Below are 18,637 nucleotides of genomic sequence, written 5' to 3' on the forward strand. Positions count from 1 at the left end.
GGACCACGTCCCGCCCCCGCTGCGGGACGCCCGCGACACGGACCGTCCGCAGCCGCGGACCGGACGACCGCCGCCGGCCGGCACCACCGGACCGGCACCGAACGGAGCCGCCCCATGCCGCTTGTCCCCGGCGCCGACCCCTTCCGTCACGAGGGCTCGGACATCGGTGTGCTGCTCTGCCACGGCTTCACCGGCAGCCCCGCCTCGCTGCGGCCCTGGGCGCGGCACCTGGCGGAGCGCGGACACACGGTCTCGCTTCCGCTGCTGCCCGGGCACGGCACCCGCTGGCAGGACCTTCAGGCCACCGGCTGGCAGGACTGGTACGCGACGGTCGACCGGGAGCTGCGCCTGCTCCGTGACCGCTGCGACCGGGTCTTCGTGGCCGGCCTGTCCATGGGCGGCTCGCTGGCGCTGCGGCTGGCGGCACGGCACGGCGACGCCGTGACCGGAGTGGTCGTCGTCAACCCGGCGACCACCTTCCCCCGGGTGAAGGGCTGGGCGCTGCCCGCTGTCCGGCACGTGGTCACCAGCATTCCGGGGATCACCGACGACATCGCCAAGGAGGGCGCGGTCGAGGGCGGCTACGACCGGGTCCCGCTGCACGCCGCGCACGCCATGCGGCAACTGACCCGGGTACTGCGCGGCGACCTCGCCCAGGTCACCCAGCCGCTGCTGCTCCTGCGCAGCCGGGTGGACCACGTGGTGCCGCCCTCGGACTCGGCTGTGGTGCTGGGCGCGGTGTCCTCGACCGACATCACCGAGGTCGTGTTGGAAGAGAGTTACCACGTCGCGACGTTGGACCATGACGCGGAACGCATCCACGACGAGACGGATGCCTTCATCACCCGGCTGACGACGAGGAAGGCCGTACGTGACCGAACGTGACAGGGACCGCGGCGAGGGCCGCGATCCGCTCGACGAGGAAGCGGCCTGGGCCGAGATCGTCGCCGCCTACGGCGAGGAGCCGGCGGTGCCGTCCTCCGGGCCGGGCGACACCCCGCCGGGCATCTGGCATCCGGACGCGGTGCCGGACCACTCCGGCGCCGTGGCGAGCCGCGGGAAGACGGCGGACGGCACGGAGGACCCTCCGTCCGACGCCGATCCCCCGGCGGCGGACGGCCCGGGGCCGCCGGCCGAGGGCGGCGCCGACGCAGCCCCGCACGAGGCCGCCGAGATCAACCGGCTGGGCGAGAACGGCCAGTGGGACGGACCCGGGCCGCGTGACTGGGCGCCGGAGGACGACGGCGACGAGGGCCACTTCGTGCCGCCCGAGCCGCCACCGCTGCCCGAGTCCGACATGATCACCCGCTTCGCGTGGCTGGGCGTGGTGGGCGGTCCGCTGCTGCTCGTGGGCTGCGCCCTGCTCGACATCGACATGACGTGGTGGCTGACGACGGCCGGCGTCGGCGGCTTCCTGGGCGGCTTCGCCACCCTGGTGCTGGGGATGCGCGACGACCGCGACGACGAGTGGACCGACCCGGGCAGCGGCGCCGTGGTCTGACAGGTGTGGGCGGGCGCCGCGCGGCTGATTCCGTGCGCCGGTACCCGCGACACCCGTCCGCGCCCCCGCGCGACCCTGGTCGCGTGGGGGACGCTGGCGTGTTCGGGCGGCGGGCGTGTTCGGGCGAAGGGCGCGGCGCCGGCGCCGTGGATCAGCCCGCCTCGCCCGGGAGCCGCAGCACGGCGAGCACCGGCAGGTGGTCGCTGGCCGCGCGGAGGTCGGCGGCGTCGACCCCCTCGTCCGCTCCCGGCACCCCGCAGGAGACGACGCCGACCCCGGGCCCGCAGAACACCGCGTCGATGCGGCGGTCGGGTGCGTGCGCGGGGAAGGTGAGACCGTCGCCGCCCCGGGGCGCCGCCGGCCAGGCGTCGCGCAGCTCCCGGCCCAGCAGGCGGTGGGCGGCGCCGCCGGGCGCCTCGTTGAGATCACCGGCCAGGACCACCGGGGCGTCCAGCCCCGCGAGGTACTCCAGCAGCCGGGCCCCGTGCCGCCGCCGCTCCTCCGCGTACAGGCTGAGGTGACAGCCGACGACGGCCAGCCGGGCGCGGCCGAAGCGCAGCACCGCACCCGCCAGGGCACGGCGGTGGGCTCCGGGCCGGTACGGCAGCGGGATCTCCTCCGACCGCTCGACGGTCGGCCGGAGCGTCGACATCAGGGTGACGCCGCACGCGGGGGCGCCACCCGCGACCAGGTGGAGCCCGGCCTCCCGGCCGAGCCGTGCGGTGCGCCGCCGCCACCGCACGAACCGCGGCGCCTCCTGGAGGCAGACCACGTCGGGGGCGGTCGCACGGATGACCCGTGCCAGCGCCTCGGTGTCGTCGCGGAGCGAACGGATGTTGTAGCTGAGCAACCGCACCTCTGGCATGGGACCGACTGTAGGGCGGTGGTCCCGGCGGCGTCCGCGCCACGCCGGGCGCGGGGGGCGACAACGCGACCCGCCGGTGCGTCCCGCGGGACGCACCGGCGGGTCGACGGCCGACGGCCGGGGTCAGCCCTGCCGGGCGAGGTCTGCGGCGCCCACCAGCCCCGCTCGACCGCCCAGTTGGGCGGCGAGGACCTGGGCGTGCGGCCGGTACCTGCTGCCGACCAGCCAGCGCCGGAAGGACTTGCGGATCGGTTCCAGCACGAGGTCGCCCTCGTCGGAGACGCCGCCGCCGACGATGAACGCGGCGGGGTCGAACAGGGAGGCCAGGTCGGCCAGTCCGGCTCCGGCCCAGCGGGCCAGCTCACGGAAGGAGTCGATGGCCACGGGGTCGCCCTGCCGGGCGGCGGCGGAGACGTGCCGCCCGTCGATGCCCTCGGGGGTCCCGTCGCCCAGGGAGAGCAGCACCGCCGCCGCGTCCGGGCTGGCGGAGGCCCGCTGGCGGGCGTAGCGCACCAGGGCGCGGCCGGAGGCGTACTGCTCCCAGCAGCCCTGGCTGCCGCAGCCGCAGAGCAGACCGTCCGGCACTATCCGGATGTGGCCGAACTCGCCGGCGATGCCGAAGCGTCCGCGGTAGAGCCGGCCGCCCATGACGATGCCGCCGCCGAGGCCGGTGCCGAGGGTGATGCAGACGACGTCCTCGTGGCCGGCGCCGGCGCCGAAGCGGTACTCGCCCCAGGCGGCGGCGTTGGCGTCGTTCTCGACCACGACGGGCAGCCCGACGCGCTGCTCGACCTTGTCCTTGAGCGCCTCGTGCCGCCAGTTGATGTTGGGGGCGAACAGCACCGTCGCCCGCTTGTCGTCGACGTAGCCGGCCGCGCCGATCCCGACGGCCTCGGCGCCGGCGCCCTCACCGCAGGAGCGCACCGCGTCGGCGATGGCGTCCACCACGCCCTGAGGGGTGGGCGGAGTGGGCACCTTGCTGGTGCTCAGGATGGTGCCGGATTCGTCGACCACACCGGCCGCGATCTTGGTGCCGCCGATGTCGACCCCGATGGTGAGTCCCATGAGTCCCTCAGTGAGTGTGGTCGTTGCATACCCGCCGCGGAACACCGTACAGGAGGTGAACGGACCGCCTCCTGGCCCGATCAGCGCTCTGACCGGCCGTCCTCGCCGTCGTCCCCGGTGTCACCGGTTTCCGCGGGGCGGTCCGGGGTGGATTCGCCGTTCTTCTCCCCTTCGCGGCTCTGTTGAGGAGTGAACGCGGCGCGGAGGGCGGCGGCCAGTTCGTCACCGGCCTTGGCCAGGTGTCCGATGGTGTCCTTGTGGCGGTCCAGGACCGGGTCGACGGCGGCACGGGCGCGGGCCGCGGCGTCTCCGGCGACCCAGCCGGCGGGGCCGGAGGCGAACTGACCGATGCGGTCGGCGAGCGTGTCGAAGAAGTGACGTAGTTCGTCGGCGGGCTCACTGCCCTGACCGGCGGCGCGGCGGCGCTCCCGTTCGGCGGCGAGATCCTCCTCGCAGGCGGTGGCCCAGGCGTCGTCGTCGGACGGGGACTGGTGGGCGTCACTCATGGCGGACTCCTGCGGGCCGTGCACGGGACTCGTCGCTTCCGACGGTACCCGAACGGCCGCACGGCGGTCACCGGCCCGACGGTGCCGGGATGGCCGGGCGTCGGGGAAGCGCGCACCGGCGGCCCCGCCGCCGGAGGTCAGGCGTCGGCGTCGCCGAGGCTCTCCACCCGCCGCCGCAGCCCGTCCAGAGCACGGTCGATGATGACCTTCTCCGCCTTGCGCTTGATTTCGCCGAGCATCGGGATCTTGACGTCGACGGTCAGCTGGTAGACGACCTCGGTGCGCAGGCCTCCGGAGGACGGGGTGAGCCGGTAGGAGCCGTCGAGCGCGCGCAGCATCTTGGACTTCACCAGCGTCCAGGAGACCTCGCGGTCGCCGGTCCAGGTGTAGGCGAGGGTGTGGTCGTCGCGAATGGCGCCGGCGTCCAGGACCAGCCGGACCTGGCGGGCGCGGCCCTGCTCGTCGGTGTCGAGGACGTCGGCCTCGGTGACCTCGCCGGTCCACTCGGGGTAGCGGCCGAAGTCGGCGATCACCGCCATCACCGCCGCCGGCGGCGCCTCGACGGTGATGCTGGACCTGGTCTGCTCAGCCATCGCGCTGGCTCCTCGTTCTCGCTCGCCCCTGGCCGGCCGGAGTCATCCGGCGCCGTCCCGTGGGAAGGCTATACCGTGCGCGGGTCCGCTCCCGCGCCCTCGCACCCGGCCGGGGCGCGACGCGGCGCTCACCCCCGGTAGGCTCGAAGCCGGGCGATGCCCGGCGGCGACTGTCCGGCCGGGGGCCGGCAGCGGCACACCGCGAGTGCGACGGTCCACGGCGTGGCCCACGCCCTACCGCGATCCGACTACCAGCGGGTAACGTCCCTTCGCACGCAACGGGGCGACGCCGCCCCGTTGGAACCGCAGCAGACGCCAGGGCGGTCGCACGGCCTCCCCAGTCGCATGATGACGAGGAGCAGCAGTGCGCGAGTTCAGCCTTCCGGCTCTGTACGACGTGGCGCCGGGAGACCGGTTGCCGGACGTGCTGGACCGCAACGCCGCGGCCGGCCCGGACCAGGTCGTCATCGCCCGCCGCACCGCCGACGGCGGCTGGAGCGACGTGGGCAGCGCCGCGTTCCTCGCCGAGGTGCGGACGACGGCCAAGGGCCTGATCGCCTCCGGCGTCCGCCCCGGCGACCGGGTGGCCCTGATGTCGCGCACCCGCTACGAGTGGACGCTGCTGGACTTCGCGCTCTGGTACGCCGGGGCGGTCGGCGTCCCCGTCTACGAGACGAGTTCACCCGAGCAGGTCGGCTGGATCCTCCAGGACTCGGGCGCGGTCGGCATCGTGGTCGAGCACGCCGGGCACCGGGCCGTGGTGGAGGATCTGCGCGGCGAACTGCCCGCGCTGCGCACACTGTTGACGATCGACCCGGACGGCGGCCCGGCCACGGCCACGGCCCCCGGCAAGGACGGCCAGGCGAACGGCCGGGCCGACGGCGCCGTCGCGGAGCTGGCCGCGGCCGGCGCGCACGTCACCGACGCCGAACTGGACGCCGCCCGGGACACCGTGACGGCCGACTGCGCGGCCACCATCATCTACACCTCCGGAACGACCGGCCGCCCCAAGGGCTGCGTGCTGACCCACCGCGCGTTCCTCGCCGACGCCGGCAACGTGGTCGCCGAGCTGGGCCCGCTCTTCCGCACCGGCGAGGGGTCGGTGCTGCTGTTCCTGCCGCTGGCGCACGTGTTCGCGCGGCTGGTGCAGGTCGCGGCGGTCTTCGCGCCGATCCGCCTGGGTCACACCAGCGACGTCGCCTCGCTGACCGACGACCTGGCGTCCTTCCGTCCCACCCTGCTGCTGGCGGTGCCCCGGGTCTTCGAGAAGGTCTACAACTCGGCGCGGGCCAAGGCCCGGGAGGGCGGCAAGGGACGGATCTTCGACGCCGCCGCCGAGACCGCCATCGCCTACAGCCGCGCCCTCTCCGCCGGCGGGCGCCCGGCGCTCGGACTGCGCCTGCGGCACGCCGTCTTCGACCGGCTGGTCTACGGCAAGCTGCGTGCCGCGCTCGGCGGGCGCGCCCGGCACGCCATCTCCGGCGGCGCCGCGCTCGGCGAGCGGCTCGGTCACTTCTACCGGGGTATCGGCTTCACCGTCCTGGAGGGCTACGGCCTGACCGAGACCTGCGCCCCGACCACCTTCAACCCCTTGGACGCGCCGCGCATCGGCACGGTGGGGCGTCCCCTGCCGGGCTCCTCGGTACGGATCGGGGACGACGGCGAGGTACTGCTGCGCGGTGAGCACCTCTTCGACCGGTACTGGAACAACGAGACGGCCACCGCCGAGGCGATGGAGGGCGGCTGGTACCACACCGGCGACCTCGGCTCTCTCGACGAGGACGGCTATCTGTCGATCACCGGCCGGAAGAAGGAGATCCTGGTGACCGCCGGCGGGAAGAACGTCGCACCGGCCGTCATCGAGGACCGCATCCGGGCCCACGCGCTGGTCGCGGAGTGCATGGTGGTCGGGGATGCCCGCCCCTTCGTCGCCGCGCTGATCACCCTGGACGAGGAGTTCCTGCCCCGCTGGGCGGCCGAGAACGGCAAGGAGCTGGGCGACCGCGCCGCGCTGCTGACCGACCCGGAGCTGCTCGCCACCGTGCAGCAGGCCGTGGACCAGGGCAACGCCGCCGTCTCACGGGCGGAGTCGGTACGGAAGTTCCGGGTGCTGCCGGCCCAGTTCACCGAGGAGTCCGGCCACCTCACCCCGTCGATGAAGCTCAAGCGGCACGTGGTGGCCAGGGACTACGCGGCGGAGATCGACTCACTCTACGAGTCCTGACGGGACGGGGAACGGGCCCGGGCGCCCGGGCACCGGGCACCGGGGCACCCGCGCTCAGAGCAGGGCGCGCAGCCGCTCGGCGAGCAGGTCCCAGCGCCACTTCTCCTCGACCCAGGCCCGGCCGCGCTCGCCCATCCGCTGCCGCAGCTCGGGGTCCTGGAGCAGGGTCACCACCCGGTCGGCGGTCTCCGCCGGCGCTCCCGCGCCGCCACCCCGGACGACCCAGCCGGTCTCCCCCTCCAGCACGGCGTCCGGCGCTCCGCCGGAGTCACCGCCGACGACGGGAAGCCCGGTCGCGGACGCCTCCAGATAGACGATGCCCAGCCCCTCGACGTCCAGCCCGCCGCGCCGGGTGCGGCACGGCATCGCGAAGACGTCCCCGGCGCCGTAGTGGGCGGGGAGCTCGGACCAGGGCACCGAGCCGGTGAAGCGGACCGAGTCGGCGACACCCTCGGAGGCCGCGAGCTTCCGCAGCTCCGGCAGGTAGGGACCGCCGCCCACGACCAGCAGCACCGCGTCGGGCACCCGCTCCAGCACGCGGGGCATCGCCCGGATCAGCGTGTCCTGCCCCTTGCGCTGGACCAGCCGGGAGACGCACACCACCACCGGCCGGTCGGCGAGGCCGAGCGAGGACCGCACCTGCTCGCCGCCGGAGCCGGGGTGGAAGGTCTTCTCGTCGACACCGGGCGGCAGTTGGACCATCCGCCCGGCCGCGGCCGGGGTGAGCGCCGAGGCGATCCGGGAGCGGGTGTACTCGCCGAGGTAGGTCAGGGTGTCGGTGGACTCGCCGATGCGCCGCAGTAGTCGGCGCGCCGCGGGCAACTGCGCCCAGCCCGCCTCGTGTCCGTGGGTGGTCGCCACCAGCCGTTCGGCGCCGGCGGACCGCAGCGCCGGCGCCATCAGGCCGAGCGGCGCGGCGGCACCGAACCACACCGACCGGCAGCCGTGCTCGCGCAGCAGCGCCTGGGCGCGCCGGGTGACGCGCGGTGTCGGCAGCAGCATGGTGGCGCGGTCGCGGACCACGGTGAAGGGCTGTTCCGCGTCGAACGCGGCGGTCGCCTCGGCGCCCTCCCGGCCCCGCTTCCACGTCGAGGCGTAGACGACGACCTGTTCGGGGTCCATCCGCAGCGCCATGCTGTGCAGAAACGCCTGGATACCGCCGGGGCGCGGGGGGAAGTCGTTGGTGACGATCAGGGTGCGGTGCATCGGCAGGAGCCTATCCGGTGACGGGCGCGGGACCGGAGCCCGCCGGGCGGTCCGGGCGGCCCGGCCCGCACGGCGCGTGGCGGCCACCTCCGGGGCCCGCGCGGCCCTGGATGGCACCGGAGGGGCCGGGCGGGGGCCCGGGGCGCGGAGGGCGCTTCCAGGGCGCGCCTGGGGATGTCCGGGCCGGCCGGGTGGGCGCCGTCCGTCGGCGCGGCCGGACTCAGGGCCGGACGACGGCGCTGACCGGCATCATCCCGACCGGGTCGTGCCGCACGGAGGAACCGGGGTAGGGGGCGTGCACCACCTGTCCGCCGCCGATGTACATCGCCACATGGCTGGCGTCGGCACGGTAGATCACCAGGTCGCCGGGTTGTGCCTGGTCCAGTGACACCCGGCGGCCCGCCCCGGCCTGGCCCTGGGAGGTCCGGGGCAGGGCGGTCCCGGCCTGGGCGTAGGCCCACTGGGTGAGCCCCGAGCAGTCGAAGCCGCTGGGACCGGCGGACCCCCACACATAGGGCCGCCCGACGGCGCCCAGGGCGGCGGCCGCGGCCGCCCCGCCGCGTCCGGAGGCGGCGACGGGTGCGGCGGCCGCGGCGAGGGTCCGCCCCTCACCCGGGGCGTCCTGCCGTTCCTGCGACCGCTGCGCCCGTTCACGCTGGGCCCGTTCACGCTCGGAGAGACGGTTGAGCTGGCGCTGCGCGAGCGCCAGCTTCTCCTTGACCTCCCGCTTGCGTTCGGCGAGTTCGGCCCGCCGGCTCTCCAGCTCCGCGAGGACACCGCCGGCCTCGGCCCGCTGCTGGTCCATCGAGCGCTGGGCGCTGAGCAGGCCGCGCAGGTCGTCGCGCTGACGGGCGCCGGCCCGGTCGAGGAAGGCGGCCTGCGCGAGGTAGCTGTCGGGGTCGTCGGCGAGCAGCAGCGCCAGCGAGGGCTCGACGCCGCCGGAGCGGTAGTGGGCGGCAGCGAACGAACCCAGGGAGTGCCGCTGTTCGTTGACGCGCTCCTGGGTGCGGGCCAGCCGGTCCTGACGGCGCTCGACCTCGGCCCGCAGGCCCGTCACCCGCTCGTCGACCCCGTTGTACGCCTCCACGGCACGCTCCGCCTCGGCGAAGAGCTCGTCCACCCGCTCGGCGGCCGACTGGCCCGCCTCGGAGCCGGGTTGGGCGGCGACCGGCGCCACCCCGGCCGCCAGTACGGCGGACGCGGCGGCGGTCAGCATGGTCGCCCGGGCGGCTCTGCCGCGCGTGGACGGCACGGAACCTCGGTTCGTCGGCACGACGCGGCGCTCTCCTCGGTCGGGGCTCGGGGAGAGCAGAATGTAGCGGCGCACAGTCCGCGCACCGACCAGCGACGACGCCAGGGTGCCGCCCGGCGGGACGGACTCCTCGCAGGTCACGCGCGGTTCGGAGGACCGTCCGGCCCCGGCGATCGGCGGTGGACAATCACCTGGACGGAGGAGCGCGTGAAGCGGGCGCGGGAGCCGTGGAGTTGCCGGGCCCGGCGAAGCTCGGCATCGACGGGGCGGATCACGACGACGGGGCGGCGCCCGCCGGTCTCGGCGGTCACCGCCCCGTCGTGGGCGTGCGGTTCGGGCGTGCGGCCGGTCAGGCCACGCGGACGCCGAACTGGAAGGGCATCGAGTTGACCCCGGCGTAGCTGACCGTGGAGCCGGTCCGCGGCGCGTGCAGGATCTGCCCGTTGCCGACGTAGATGCCGACGTGGGTGATGCCCGCGTAGTAGAACACCAGGTCGCCGGGCTGGAGCTGGCTCTGGGAGACCCGGGTGCCGGCGTTGGCCTGCGCCTGCGAGGTGCGGGGCAGCGAGATACCCGCCTGCTTGTACGCCCAGCCGGTGAGGCCGGAGCAGTCGAAGCTGTGCGGGCCGGTGTTGCCGAAGACGTACGGGGAGCCGATCTTGCTCTGCGCGGCGGAGATGGCCGACTGCGCGTAGGAGGACCCGGATCCGCTGTCCGCCACCGGCGTAGTGGTGGTGGCGGAGGGGCTGTCGGTGCGGCCCTCGCTCCGGCTGGCCCGGTCGGCGGCGGCCTCCGCCTGCCGCTGGGCCTCCGCCTCGGCGGCGCGCTCCTCGGCCTGGAGCTGCTGGCGCTCCTCCTCCGTGAGGCGGTTGAGGAGTTCCCGGGCCTCGCCGAGCTTGGCCTGGATCGCGTCCTTCTTCTCCTTGATCTCGGCGCGGGTCTCCTCCAGCGTCTCCAGCTTGGTGGTGGCCTCCTCGCGCTGCTGGGCGAGGGTGCGCTGCTTGGACTCGATGTTCCGCAGCACCTCTGCCTGCTTGCCGGTGACCTGGTCGAGCGTGGAGGCGCGGTCGAGGTAGCCGTCGGGGTCGGCGGAGAGGAAGAGCTGCACGGAGGGCGTCATGCCGCCGTTGCGGTACTGGGCGGAGGCGACCGAACCGACGCTGTTGCGCAGTTCGTTCAGCTCCTCCTGGCCGCGTGCGACCGAGGTCTGCAGCTCCTCGGCCTCCTCCTTCAGCTGCTCCTCCTGCTCCATCGCACCGTTGTATTCCTCGGTGATCTCGGTGGCTTCTTCGTGGAGCTCGTCGACGCGTTCCTTGACCTCGGCCTTGCTCGGGTTCGGGTCGGCGTGCGCGCTCTGGGAGGAGAGGGCGACGGTGGCAGCCGCGGCGGCACCGAAAACGGAGACACGGGCGCGGCTCGGCTGCTTGGGACGACGGTGGGACGCCACTGGGGCGATCTCCTTCTTCCTCAGCCGCCTGCCGGTCTCCCGGCCCCGCGTTACTGCCGCGGATCGGCGGTTCCTCCACGGCCACCCCGGATGAGTGAACTACCGCGCGAAGGTTCGAGGCCAGACCATAGCGACAGGGGAAAGCAACCTTCAAATCCCCACGGCGATTTTTTACTTACCCGGTACCCGTAGCTACCGAAACGGTACGTTCCGTGGAAGATAAACCACCCGCAAGGGCAACAGCTCCCCAGCAACGCGTCGTTCCGGACAACGACCGGTGCGCCCGATTCGCTCCCCGCTCGTCCGGCTTGACAAGTACGCCGCGTCCACCATGTGATCCACCTCTCCCGCGTCCGGCGCGCCGGACGCCGGCACCGGGCGGGGGCGGGGCCCATGAGGCCCCGCCCGGAGCACGGTTCAGGCGCGCGCGAGCCGCTTCAACAGCAGTACCGATGCCACCGGGCGCGCGCCCGCGCGCGCGACCCCGTCGGCGACCTCCCGATCGGCCGAAACCACCACCACCGGACGGCCGGGCGGCTCCGCCCGCACCAGCCGCCGGATCAACTCGTCGGCGGTCTGACCCGACTTCGAGAACAGCACCCGGACACCCCGCGGCGGGGCCAGCAGGACCGGAACGTCCAGCTCCGCACCGTCGAAGACGCAGGTCACCTCGGCCGAGGTCTGCGCCGCCAGCATCGCCAGCCCACCCAGCAGCCGCAGCCGCTGCTTGTCCAGCGGCATCGTGGGATACCCCGTCTTGGTGACGTTGTAGCCGTCCACGACCAGGTGGGCCTGCGGGAGGGCCAGCAGCTGGTCCAGCAGCGCCGGGTCCTCCTCGGACAGCGCCCGGTTGGCGATGTCACGCGGCGTCAGTGCGCCCGGCTCCACCGCCTCCACCGTCTGGGCGGGCCTGAACTCGACCGGCGGAAGGGCGAGTTCGCGACGCAGACCCTGGGCCGCCTCCAACACCGTGTCCAGCAGCAGCCGCAGACGCATGTCCTCCACGCTGCGGCCCTCGCGGGCGGCCCGGCGGCCGGTCTCCAGCGCGGTCTCGGACTCCGCCAGCCGCGCGCGCAGCCGGCGCGCCTCCGCGTCGGCCGCCGCCCGCTCGGCGGCGGCCTCCGCACGTACCGCCTCCAGTTCGGCGCGCAGCTTGCGCAGCGCCGCCTCGCCCCGGCGCACATCGCTCTGGGAGCTGCGCAGCTTGCGGTGGACGGCGTCCGACTCGCGCCGCACCGCGTCGAGATCCACGCGGTGCCGGTCGATCTCCTCCCGGGTCCCGGCCCGCAACCGCTCCACCTCCTCACGCAGCCGCTCCAGTTCGCGGGCGCGCTCCTCCTCCGCGTGCTCGGCCTCCGCGCGCAGGGTCTCCTCGCCGGCCGCCACCATCAGCTTCACCCAGCCCTGGGGACGCAGCACGTACGCCGCGGCGGCGACCTCGACCGGGTCGGCGGCGGGCGGGACGGTTCCCTGGGTCAGCGCGTCCGCGAGGTCCGGCTGTTCGGCCCGCAGCCGGGACGCCACCCGGTGCCGGAACCCGGCGTCGGTCTCCAGCGCGGTGGCGATGGCGGCGGCGCCGTACTTGACGCGGCGGGTGGGGGTGAAGCGGGCGTACTGGCGCAGTGGCGGCGGCAGTTCTGAGATGCGCATCCCCGCGAAGGTCTCACCCGCCATGACCACGACGCGGTGGCGGACCCGCTCCGGCAGCGGGCCGTCCGGCTCCTCCCCGTCGGCGTCCCCGAAACCGCCGGAACCGCCGGAACCGCCCGAGCTGCCGGAGCTGCCGGAGCCCCCCGGCGGTGGGGGCGGAGCACCGGCGCCGCCGTGCCCGCCCGTCGCGTCTGCGTCTGCTTCGGCCTCGGAAGCGACCCCGGAGTCCGGGGAACCGTGCTCACGGCCGGGCTCACCGGCGGGTTGGTGCCCCGACTCGTGGCTGTCCGCGCCGTCGTGCTCGGGCTCGTGCTTGGGCTCGTGCTCGGGTTGGTGCTCGGTCACGGCGGCGGCGCGCTGGGCACCGGCCGCGCCGTCGGTCTCCTCGGCGGACGGGCCGTTGGCGCCCGTCTCCCCCGCTGGAGTGGATGCGGACACGGTCTCCACCGCCCGTCAGGAACCCGAGTCGGGACGGTCGACCAGCTCCACCTGGTCCACGGCGTTGCACCAGCGGCACCGCACCGACTCCACCCGGTCGCCCAGCACCTCGCGCTCCTCCACCGTCGGCTCACCGGCGAGGTCCAGATGCACGTACTCCCGTACCCGGCTCGTGCGGGTCACGTCGAAGCGCGTGAGGTTGCCGCACAGGGTGCAGCGCCACCTGGTCCCGTCAGTCGGCTGGGAGAGCACCATGGTCTCGTCCTACTTTCTCTGTTCGGGAGTGTCCTGGCATAAGGGCCCCTCGGCCAGCCTACGGCCTGACGCGCCGCCGAGGGGGCCGCCGATCCGTGCGGCGCGCGGGCGGCGGGCACGGCCGGCGGGCGCGGGCGACCGGCTGGGGGCGTGGGCCCATCGGGTCCGGTGGGGTATCGCCTAGAGTGAGCGGCGGTTTCGGACCATCGTTCCAGGCCCTTACCCCCAGGGAGCTCAGCCATGATCACGTCGATTGTGCTCATCAAGACCAGCGTGGACCGCATCCCGGAGATCGCGGAGCGGATCGCCGCGTTGGAGGGGGTCAGCGAGGTCTACTCGGTCACCGGGGCGCACGACCTGATCGCCATCGTCCGGGTCCCGCGTCACGACGACCTCGCCGAGGTCATTCCGGGACGGATCAGCAAGGTTCCGGGTGTGGAGTCGACCGAGACCCACATCGCGTTCCGCACCTACTCCCAGCACGACTTGGAGGCGGCCTTCGCCATCGGCCTGGACTCCTGAGACGGACGTCGAGGCGGGCCGGGACGCGGCCCCGACGCGCGAGGCGCGGTCCCCGGTGACTGCCGGGGACCGCGCCTCGTCGGTGTTGGTGCGCCTTCCGCCTCAGGCGGTCCGGTGACTGGCCTCCACCCAGCGTTCCAGCGTGCCGGCCGCCGCGCCGCTGTCGATGGCCTTGGCTGCCCGCTCCATCCCGGCGGCGAGCTGGTCGGCCAGCGGCTGGTCGCCCTGGTCCAGCGCCACCAGCGCGGCGGCGGAGTTCAGCAGGACGGCGTCACGGACCGGGCCCCGTTCACCGTCCAGCAGCCGGCGGGCGACATCGGCGTTGTGGGCGGCGTCGCCGCCGCGCAGTGCCTCGATGGGGACGGGCTCCACCCCGACCGACCGCGGGTCGAAGCTCTGCCGGGTCACGGTGCCCTCCCGGACGACCCAGACCGTGGACGTTCCCGTCGTGGTGAGTTCGTCCAGTCCGTCGTCGCCGCGGAAGACCAGCGCGGAGGTGCCGCGTTCGGCGAGGACCCCGGCCAGGATCGGTGCCATCCGGGCGTCGGCGACACCGGTCGCCTGGGCTCCGACCCGTGCCGGGTTGGTGAGCGGACCGAGGAAGTTGAAGGTGGTGGCGATGCCCAACTCCCTCCGGGCTGCGGCGACATGACGCAACGCCGGGTGGAACCGCACCGCGAAGCAGAAGCTGATGCCGGCTTCCTCGGCCACCTCCGCCACCCGCGCGGGTGACAACTCCAGGTTGACGCCGAGCTGTTCGAGGACATCCGAGGCTCCACTGCGGCTGGACGCCGCCCGGTTGCCGTGTTTGACGACCCTCGCCCCCGTGCCCGCCACCACGATGGCCGACATGGTGGAGATGTTCACCGTCCCGGCCCGGTCTCCCCCGGTGCCGACGATGTCCACGGTCGGTCCGGGCACCTCGATCAGCTGTGCGTGCCGGTACATCGCGCGCACCAGACCGGTCACCTCGTCGACCGTCTCCCCCTTGGCCCGCAACGCGACGGCGAAACCGGCGATCTGCGCGTCGGTGGCCTCCCCGCGCATCACCCGGTCCATGGCCCAGGCGGCTGTCTCGGCGGACAGGTCCTCACCGGCCAGCAGCGAACCGAGGACGTCGGGCCAGGAGCGGTCCGCCACGGTGTCGCCTCCGGCGGGGTTCGTCACAGCGCTCATGGTCTGCTCCAGGGATCTCTGGCGTACGGATTCCGGTCCGCCGGCGGTCGCCGGCGGCGGCGTGCGGTGGGGAAAGGCGTGCGGTGGGTCGGGAACGGAGCCCGGGTGGGGCCGGATGCCAGGACAGTACGGGAAACCCGGCCCGCCCGTGACCGTCTCCGCCCGCCTCCCGCGTGTCCGCTCCACGGGGCAGGGCCCTCCCGCGCGCCCCTCCCCCGGGCCCGGCGCGGACGGCGCCGGCCGGGACGCGCTCACCCTAGCGGCGCGCCCGGGAACGCCGACGGCCCCGTCCGGTGTCCGGACGGGGCCGTCGCGCGCGGCGGTGCCGCGGGGGCTGTGCGCCGATCAGCGCGCGGAACGGGTCAGTGGTGACCGTCGCCGCTCGTGATCTCGCGGTACTCCTCGGCGGTCGGCTTGGCGACCTGGCCGCCCTCGCCGAAGTAGCCGCGGCTGATCCGCACCCGTGCCTTCTCCAGCAGACCGACCTTGCGCTGGACGCCGTTGGCGTCCGTGGACGCGGGCAGCTCCGCCGGCTGGTACTGGTCGTGCGCGGTGAGGGCGTGCAGCTTCGCCTGCGACAGCGGCTCGTGCACCTCGACGAACTCACCGTGCGGGAGGCGCTTGATGATGCCGGTCTCACGACCGTGCAGCACCTTGTCGCGGTCCCGTCGCTGGAGCCCGATGCAGATCCGGCGCGTGATGATGAAGACCACCACCGGCACCACGAAGAACCCGACCCGGCCGAACCACGTGATGGCGTTGATCGACAGGTCGAAGTTGATCGCCCAGACGTCGTTTCCACCCGCCACCAGGGCGATGAAGTACCAGCTCAGCCACGCCACACCGAACGCGGTGCGGGTCGGGGCGTTGCGGGGGCGCTCCGAGATGTGGTGCTCGCGCTTGTCCTTGGTGACCCAGTTCTCGAAGAACGGGTAAAGCGCGATCGCGCCGAGCACGACCGGCAGCACCATCAGCGGGATCAGCAGGCCGAGGTTGAGCGTGTAGCTGTTGAACAGCACGATCTCCCAGGCCGGCATGAGCCGCACCAGGCCCTCGGAGAAGCCCATGTACCAGTCGGGTTGCGCGTTGGTCGACACCTGGTCCGGCCGGTATGGCCCCAGCACCCAGATCGGGTTGATGCTGGTGGTCGCCGCGATCATCGCGATCAGGCCGAAGACCAGGAAGAAGAAGCCGCCCGCCTTCGCCATGTAGACCGGGAAGAGCGGCATACCGACGACGTTGCTGTTGGTGCGGCCGGGACCGGCGTAGTGGGTGTGCTTGTGGTACACGATCAGGATCAGGTGCGCCACGATCAGGCCGACCATCAGGCCCGGCAGCAGCAGCACGTGCACCACGAAGAACCTGGGGATGATGTCGTAGCCCGGGAACTCGCCGCCGAACAGGAACATCTGGAGCCAGGTACCGACCACCGGCACCGCCAGGACGGCGCCCTCCATGAACCGGACACCGGTTCCCGAGAGCAGGTCGTCCGGGAGCGAGTAACCGGTCAGACCGGTGAACATCGCCAGGACCAGCAGCAGGAAGCCGAACAGCCAGTTGATCTCGCGCGGCTTGCGGAAGGCTCCGGTGAAGAAGACCCGCATCATGTGGAAGAAGATCGCCACGACGAAGATCAGCGCGGCCCAGTGGTGGATCTCCCGCATCAGCAGGCCACCGCGCACGTCGAAGCTGATGTCGAGCGTCGAGGCGTACGCCTCGGACATCAGCACGCCCTGCATCGGCACGTACGAGCCCGAGTACTCGAGCTCTGCCATGCTCGGCACGAAGAAGAGCGTGAGGTAGACGCCCGTGAGGATGATGATGATGAAGGCGTAAAGGCAGATCTCACCCAGCAGGAACGACCAGTGGTCGGGGAAGATCTTGCGCATGTTGGCCTTGGCGAGACTGTAGACGCCCACCCGGCCGTCGGCCCAGTCGGCCACCCGCTCGCCCGCCGGGGCTTTGCCCCCGCGACTCGGCGCGCTCTTCGGCGCGTCCGTTGCCGTACTCATCCACGCTCCCAGAAACTCGGGCCGGGCGGCTCGGCGAAGTCGCCCAGGGCAACCAGCTCACCGTCGTCGTTGGTTGTGATCCGCAGCTGCGGCAGGGGGTGACCGGCCGGCCCGAAGAGCACCCGGGCACCGTCCGCCAGGTCGAAGGTCGACTGGTGGCAGGGGCACAGCGCGTGGTGCGTCTGCCGCTCGTAGAGCGTGGCCGGGCAACCGATGTGGGTGCAGATCTTCGAGAAGCACAGGATGCCCTCGTGACCCCACTCGGCGGACTGCTCGTCCTTGATGTCGTCCGGTTCGAGCCGGACCAGCATCACCGCGGCCTTGGCGATCTGCGCGTGGAAGTCGTGGTCGTGCAGGTCCAGGCCCTCGGGCATCGCCTGGGTCAGCGACCCGACGGTGATGTCCTCCGGGCGGAGCGGCAGACCGGTGTTCTCGTTGACGATCCGCTTGCCGGCGTCCCAGGCGGTGTGCCGGAGCTTGTCGCCCGGCGCGGGGCCGAGGTCGCGCAGCAGCACCACACCGGAGAGCGGCACCAGGGCCAGCGCGCCGAGCAGCGAGTTGCGCATCATCTTCCGGCGGCCGAAGCCGATCCCGGACTCCTCGGTACCGGCCCGGAACTCGGCCAGCACCTCGGCCTTGACCTCGGGGGAGGCCGCGATCTGGTGCCGCTCGTCGGGCACCTCCTCGTCCGACATCAGCGTGCGGGACCAGTGGACCGCGCCGGCGCCGATGCAGAAGAGGGCGAGACCGAGGGTCCAGCCCAGCGCGAAGTTGAGCCCGCTCACATGGCCGAAGGGCCAGATGTAGACGATCTTGTCGATCGGGATGAGCAGGAAGGACACGATGAAGCCCACCGTGGCCAGGGAGGACAGGACGAACAGCAGCGTCACGGTGCGCTCGGAGCGCTTCGCGGCCTTCTCGTCGATGTCCTGGATGCGCGGCTCGTGTGCCGGGAGACCCGGGTCTGCGAACGGATCGTCCGCCACGGTCACCGTGCCGTGTTCCTGCGCGGTCGGCAGGTGTTCCTCTGACACGTCTTTAGATGATCCAGTCTCGCTACTCATGACTTCCTGGCCTTTGCCGTGTGGGCTGCGATCCACACCGCCGCGGCGATCAGTACGCCGATTCCGAACGTCCAGGCGTAGAGCCCTTCGCTGACCGGGCCGAAGCCGCCGAGGGAGAAGCCACCCGGGTTGGGGGACTCGGAGGTGTTCACGGCGTCCAGCCAGGCGATGATGTCGCGCTTCTGCTCCGGCGTGAGCGTGGAGTCGGGGAAGCTGGGCATCGCCTGCGGGCCGGTGAGCATGGCCTGGTAGATGTGGCGCGGCTCCACGTCATGGAGGTTCGGCGCGTACTTGCCGTGGGTCAGGGCGCCGCCCTGACCGGTGAAGTTGTGGCACTGCGCACAGTTGGTGCGGAACAGTTCACCGCCCTTGGCGGAGTCGCCGTCGGCCGGGTTGTACGCGGAGGACTCCGGAATGGCCGGGCCCGGGCCGAGGGAGGCGATGTAGGCCGCCAGCTGGGCGGTCTCCTCGGGGGTGTAGGCCTTGGGCTTCTTCGGAGCCTGCGGTCCCTTGGCCTGCATCGGCATGCGGCCGGTGGAGACCTGGAAGTCCACGGCGGCCGCGCCGACACCGACGAGGCTGGGCCCGTCGCTGCCTCCCTGACCGCCCATACCGTGGCAGCTGGAGCAGCCCACGGCGTAGAGCTTCTTGCCCTCTTCGATCGCCAGCGAGCTATCCGAGGCTTCGGCCTTGGCCTCGCCCGCGGGAGCGAGCGCGGTGTACAGCCCCCCTGTGGCCGCCAGCGCGAAGAGGAGGACGACAAGCGCCGCCAGCGGATGGCGCCGTCGTGCGGAGAGCTTTTTCACGGATTACCCCGGTGTCAGGATCTTCTGCGTCAGTACGTGGATCGTGCGGGCCGGC

The 18,637-nt window shown here is 73.2% G+C and carries 17 protein-coding genes; 4 read left to right on the plus strand and 13 right to left on the minus strand.

Annotated features, from left to right (window positions below; genetic code table 11):
- Positions 1-114: 114 nt before the first annotated feature.
- On the plus strand, positions 115-885 hold the full coding sequence (locus E0D90_RS01090) for an alpha/beta hydrolase (RefSeq protein WP_130796282.1): 771 nt from the start codon (positions 115-117) through the stop codon (positions 883-885).
- Positions 872-1,501, plus strand: a complete 630-nt coding sequence (locus tag E0D90_RS01095) for a hypothetical protein (RefSeq protein ID WP_130796283.1) — start codon at positions 872-874, stop codon at positions 1,499-1,501. Before E0D90_RS01090 ends, E0D90_RS01095 begins: the two co-directional genes overlap by 14 nt.
- A 151-nt stretch (positions 1,502-1,652) precedes the next feature.
- On the opposite strand, the gene E0D90_RS01100 is transcribed toward E0D90_RS01095, so the two are convergent.
- From E0D90_RS01100 to E0D90_RS01115, 4 genes are all read right to left on the minus strand, one after another.
- Positions 1,653-2,366: an endonuclease/exonuclease/phosphatase family protein gene (locus tag E0D90_RS01100; protein ID WP_130796284.1), complete on the minus strand. Its 714-nt coding sequence runs from the start codon at positions 2,364-2,366 to the stop codon at positions 1,653-1,655.
- A gap of 123 nt (positions 2,367-2,489) precedes the next feature.
- Entirely contained in the window at positions 2,490-3,431 is a 942-nt protein-coding gene (locus E0D90_RS01105) for an ROK family glucokinase (protein WP_130796285.1), read from the minus strand.
- An 80-nt stretch (positions 3,432-3,511) separates the two neighbouring features.
- Positions 3,512-3,937, minus strand: a complete 426-nt coding sequence (locus tag E0D90_RS01110; RefSeq protein WP_130796286.1) for a DUF5304 family protein — start codon at positions 3,935-3,937, stop codon at positions 3,512-3,514.
- A 137-nt stretch (positions 3,938-4,074) separates the two neighbouring features.
- Entirely contained in the window at positions 4,075-4,530 is a 456-nt protein-coding gene (locus tag E0D90_RS01115) for an SRPBCC family protein (RefSeq protein ID WP_130796287.1), read from the minus strand.
- A 364-nt stretch (positions 4,531-4,894) separates the two neighbouring features.
- Between E0D90_RS01115 and E0D90_RS01120 the strand changes: the two genes are divergently transcribed.
- Complete coding sequence (locus tag E0D90_RS01120; protein WP_130796288.1) at positions 4,895-6,754, plus strand: AMP-dependent synthetase/ligase; 1,860 nt, start codon at positions 4,895-4,897, stop codon at positions 6,752-6,754.
- 54 nt (positions 6,755-6,808) lie between these two features.
- Here E0D90_RS01120 and E0D90_RS01125 read toward each other — a convergent pair whose 3' ends face one another.
- The 5 genes from E0D90_RS01125 to E0D90_RS01145 all read right to left on the minus strand — a co-directional run bounded on the left by E0D90_RS01125 (position 6,809) and on the right by E0D90_RS01145 (position 13,002).
- Positions 6,809-7,960 (minus strand): glycosyltransferase family 4 protein, encoded by a 1,152-nt coding sequence (locus E0D90_RS01125; protein ID WP_130796289.1) that lies wholly within the window; start codon positions 7,958-7,960, stop codon positions 6,809-6,811.
- Between the two features lie 220 nt (positions 7,961-8,180).
- Positions 8,181-9,353: a C40 family peptidase gene (locus tag E0D90_RS01130; protein WP_227869903.1), complete on the minus strand. Its 1,173-nt coding sequence runs from the start codon at positions 9,351-9,353 to the stop codon at positions 8,181-8,183.
- A 208-nt stretch (positions 9,354-9,561) separates the two neighbouring features.
- The gene (locus E0D90_RS01135) at positions 9,562-10,659 is read right to left on the minus strand and encodes a C40 family peptidase (protein WP_130796290.1); all 1,098 of its coding nucleotides are present in this window, start codon (positions 10,657-10,659) and stop codon (positions 9,562-9,564) included.
- Positions 10,660-11,076: 417 nt separating this feature from the next.
- Complete coding sequence (locus tag E0D90_RS01140; protein ID WP_227869907.1) at positions 11,077-12,366, minus strand: NYN domain-containing protein; 1,290 nt, start codon at positions 12,364-12,366, stop codon at positions 11,077-11,079.
- A 396-nt stretch (positions 12,367-12,762) separates the two neighbouring features.
- Positions 12,763-13,002: a hypothetical protein gene (locus E0D90_RS01145; RefSeq protein ID WP_103502371.1), complete on the minus strand. Its 240-nt coding sequence runs from the start codon at positions 13,000-13,002 to the stop codon at positions 12,763-12,765.
- A gap of 240 nt (positions 13,003-13,242) precedes the next feature.
- On the opposite strand from E0D90_RS01145, the gene E0D90_RS01150 reads away from it, so the two are divergent.
- Positions 13,243-13,524 carry an Lrp/AsnC ligand binding domain-containing protein gene (locus E0D90_RS01150; protein WP_103502370.1) on the plus strand — a complete coding sequence of 94 codons (282 nt, stop codon included), beginning with the start codon at positions 13,243-13,245 and terminating at the stop codon, positions 13,522-13,524.
- Positions 13,525-13,626: 102 nt separating this feature from the next.
- Here the strand turns inward: E0D90_RS01150 and trpD are convergent, their stop codons facing one another.
- The 4 genes from trpD to qcrC form a co-directional block, all read right to left on the minus strand.
- Positions 13,627-14,700: an anthranilate phosphoribosyltransferase gene (trpD, locus tag E0D90_RS01155; protein ID WP_130796291.1), complete on the minus strand. Its 1,074-nt coding sequence runs from the start codon at positions 14,698-14,700 to the stop codon at positions 13,627-13,629.
- Between the two features lie 362 nt (positions 14,701-15,062).
- On the minus strand, positions 15,063-16,712 hold the full coding sequence (gene qcrB, locus E0D90_RS01160; protein ID WP_130796292.1) for a cytochrome bc1 complex cytochrome b subunit: 1,650 nt from the start codon (positions 16,710-16,712) through the stop codon (positions 15,063-15,065).
- On the minus strand, positions 16,709-17,776 hold the full coding sequence (gene qcrA, locus E0D90_RS01165; protein WP_130796293.1) for a cytochrome bc1 complex Rieske iron-sulfur subunit: 1,068 nt from the start codon (positions 17,774-17,776) through the stop codon (positions 16,709-16,711). Before qcrA ends, qcrB begins: the two co-directional genes overlap by 4 nt.
- On the minus strand, positions 17,773-18,582 hold the full coding sequence (gene qcrC / locus E0D90_RS01170) for a cytochrome bc1 complex diheme cytochrome c subunit (protein ID WP_103502366.1): 810 nt from the start codon (positions 18,580-18,582) through the stop codon (positions 17,773-17,775). Before qcrC ends, qcrA begins: the two co-directional genes overlap by 4 nt.
- Positions 18,583-18,637 lie beyond the last annotated feature (55 nt).

Source organism: Streptomyces otsuchiensis (assembly GCF_004305975.1).
Lineage (GTDB): Bacteria > Actinomycetota > Actinomycetes > Streptomycetales > Streptomycetaceae > Streptomyces > Streptomyces otsuchiensis.

Coding starts and splice junctions, on each gene's coding strand:
- E0D90_RS01090 (WP_130796282.1), top strand. CDS start 115: ATGCCGCTTGTCCCCGGCGCCGACCCCTTCCGTCACGAGGGCTCGGAC.
- E0D90_RS01100 (WP_130796284.1), bottom strand. CDS start 2,366: ATGCCAGAGGTGCGGTTGCTCAGCTACAACATCCGTTCGCTCCGCGAC.
- E0D90_RS01105 (WP_130796285.1), bottom strand. CDS start 3,431: ATGGGACTCACCATCGGGGTCGACATCGGCGGCACCAAGATCGCGGCC.
- E0D90_RS01110 (WP_130796286.1), bottom strand. CDS start 3,937: ATGAGTGACGCCCACCAGTCCCCGTCCGACGACGACGCCTGGGCCACC.
- E0D90_RS01115 (WP_130796287.1), bottom strand. CDS start 4,530: ATGGCTGAGCAGACCAGGTCCAGCATCACCGTCGAGGCGCCGCCGGCG.
- E0D90_RS01125 (WP_130796289.1), bottom strand. CDS start 7,960: ATGCACCGCACCCTGATCGTCACCAACGACTTCCCCCCGCGCCCCGGC.
- E0D90_RS01145 (WP_103502371.1), bottom strand. CDS start 13,002: ATGGTGCTCTCCCAGCCGACTGACGGGACCAGGTGGCGCTGCACCCTG.
- E0D90_RS01150 (WP_103502370.1), top strand. CDS start 13,243: ATGATCACGTCGATTGTGCTCATCAAGACCAGCGTGGACCGCATCCCG.
- trpD (WP_130796291.1), bottom strand. CDS start 14,700: ATGAGCGCTGTGACGAACCCCGCCGGAGGCGACACCGTGGCGGACCGC.
- qcrB (WP_130796292.1), bottom strand. CDS start 16,712: ATGAGTACGGCAACGGACGCGCCGAAGAGCGCGCCGAGTCGCGGGGGC.
- qcrA (WP_130796293.1), bottom strand. CDS start 17,776: ATGAGTAGCGAGACTGGATCATCTAAAGACGTGTCAGAGGAACACCTG.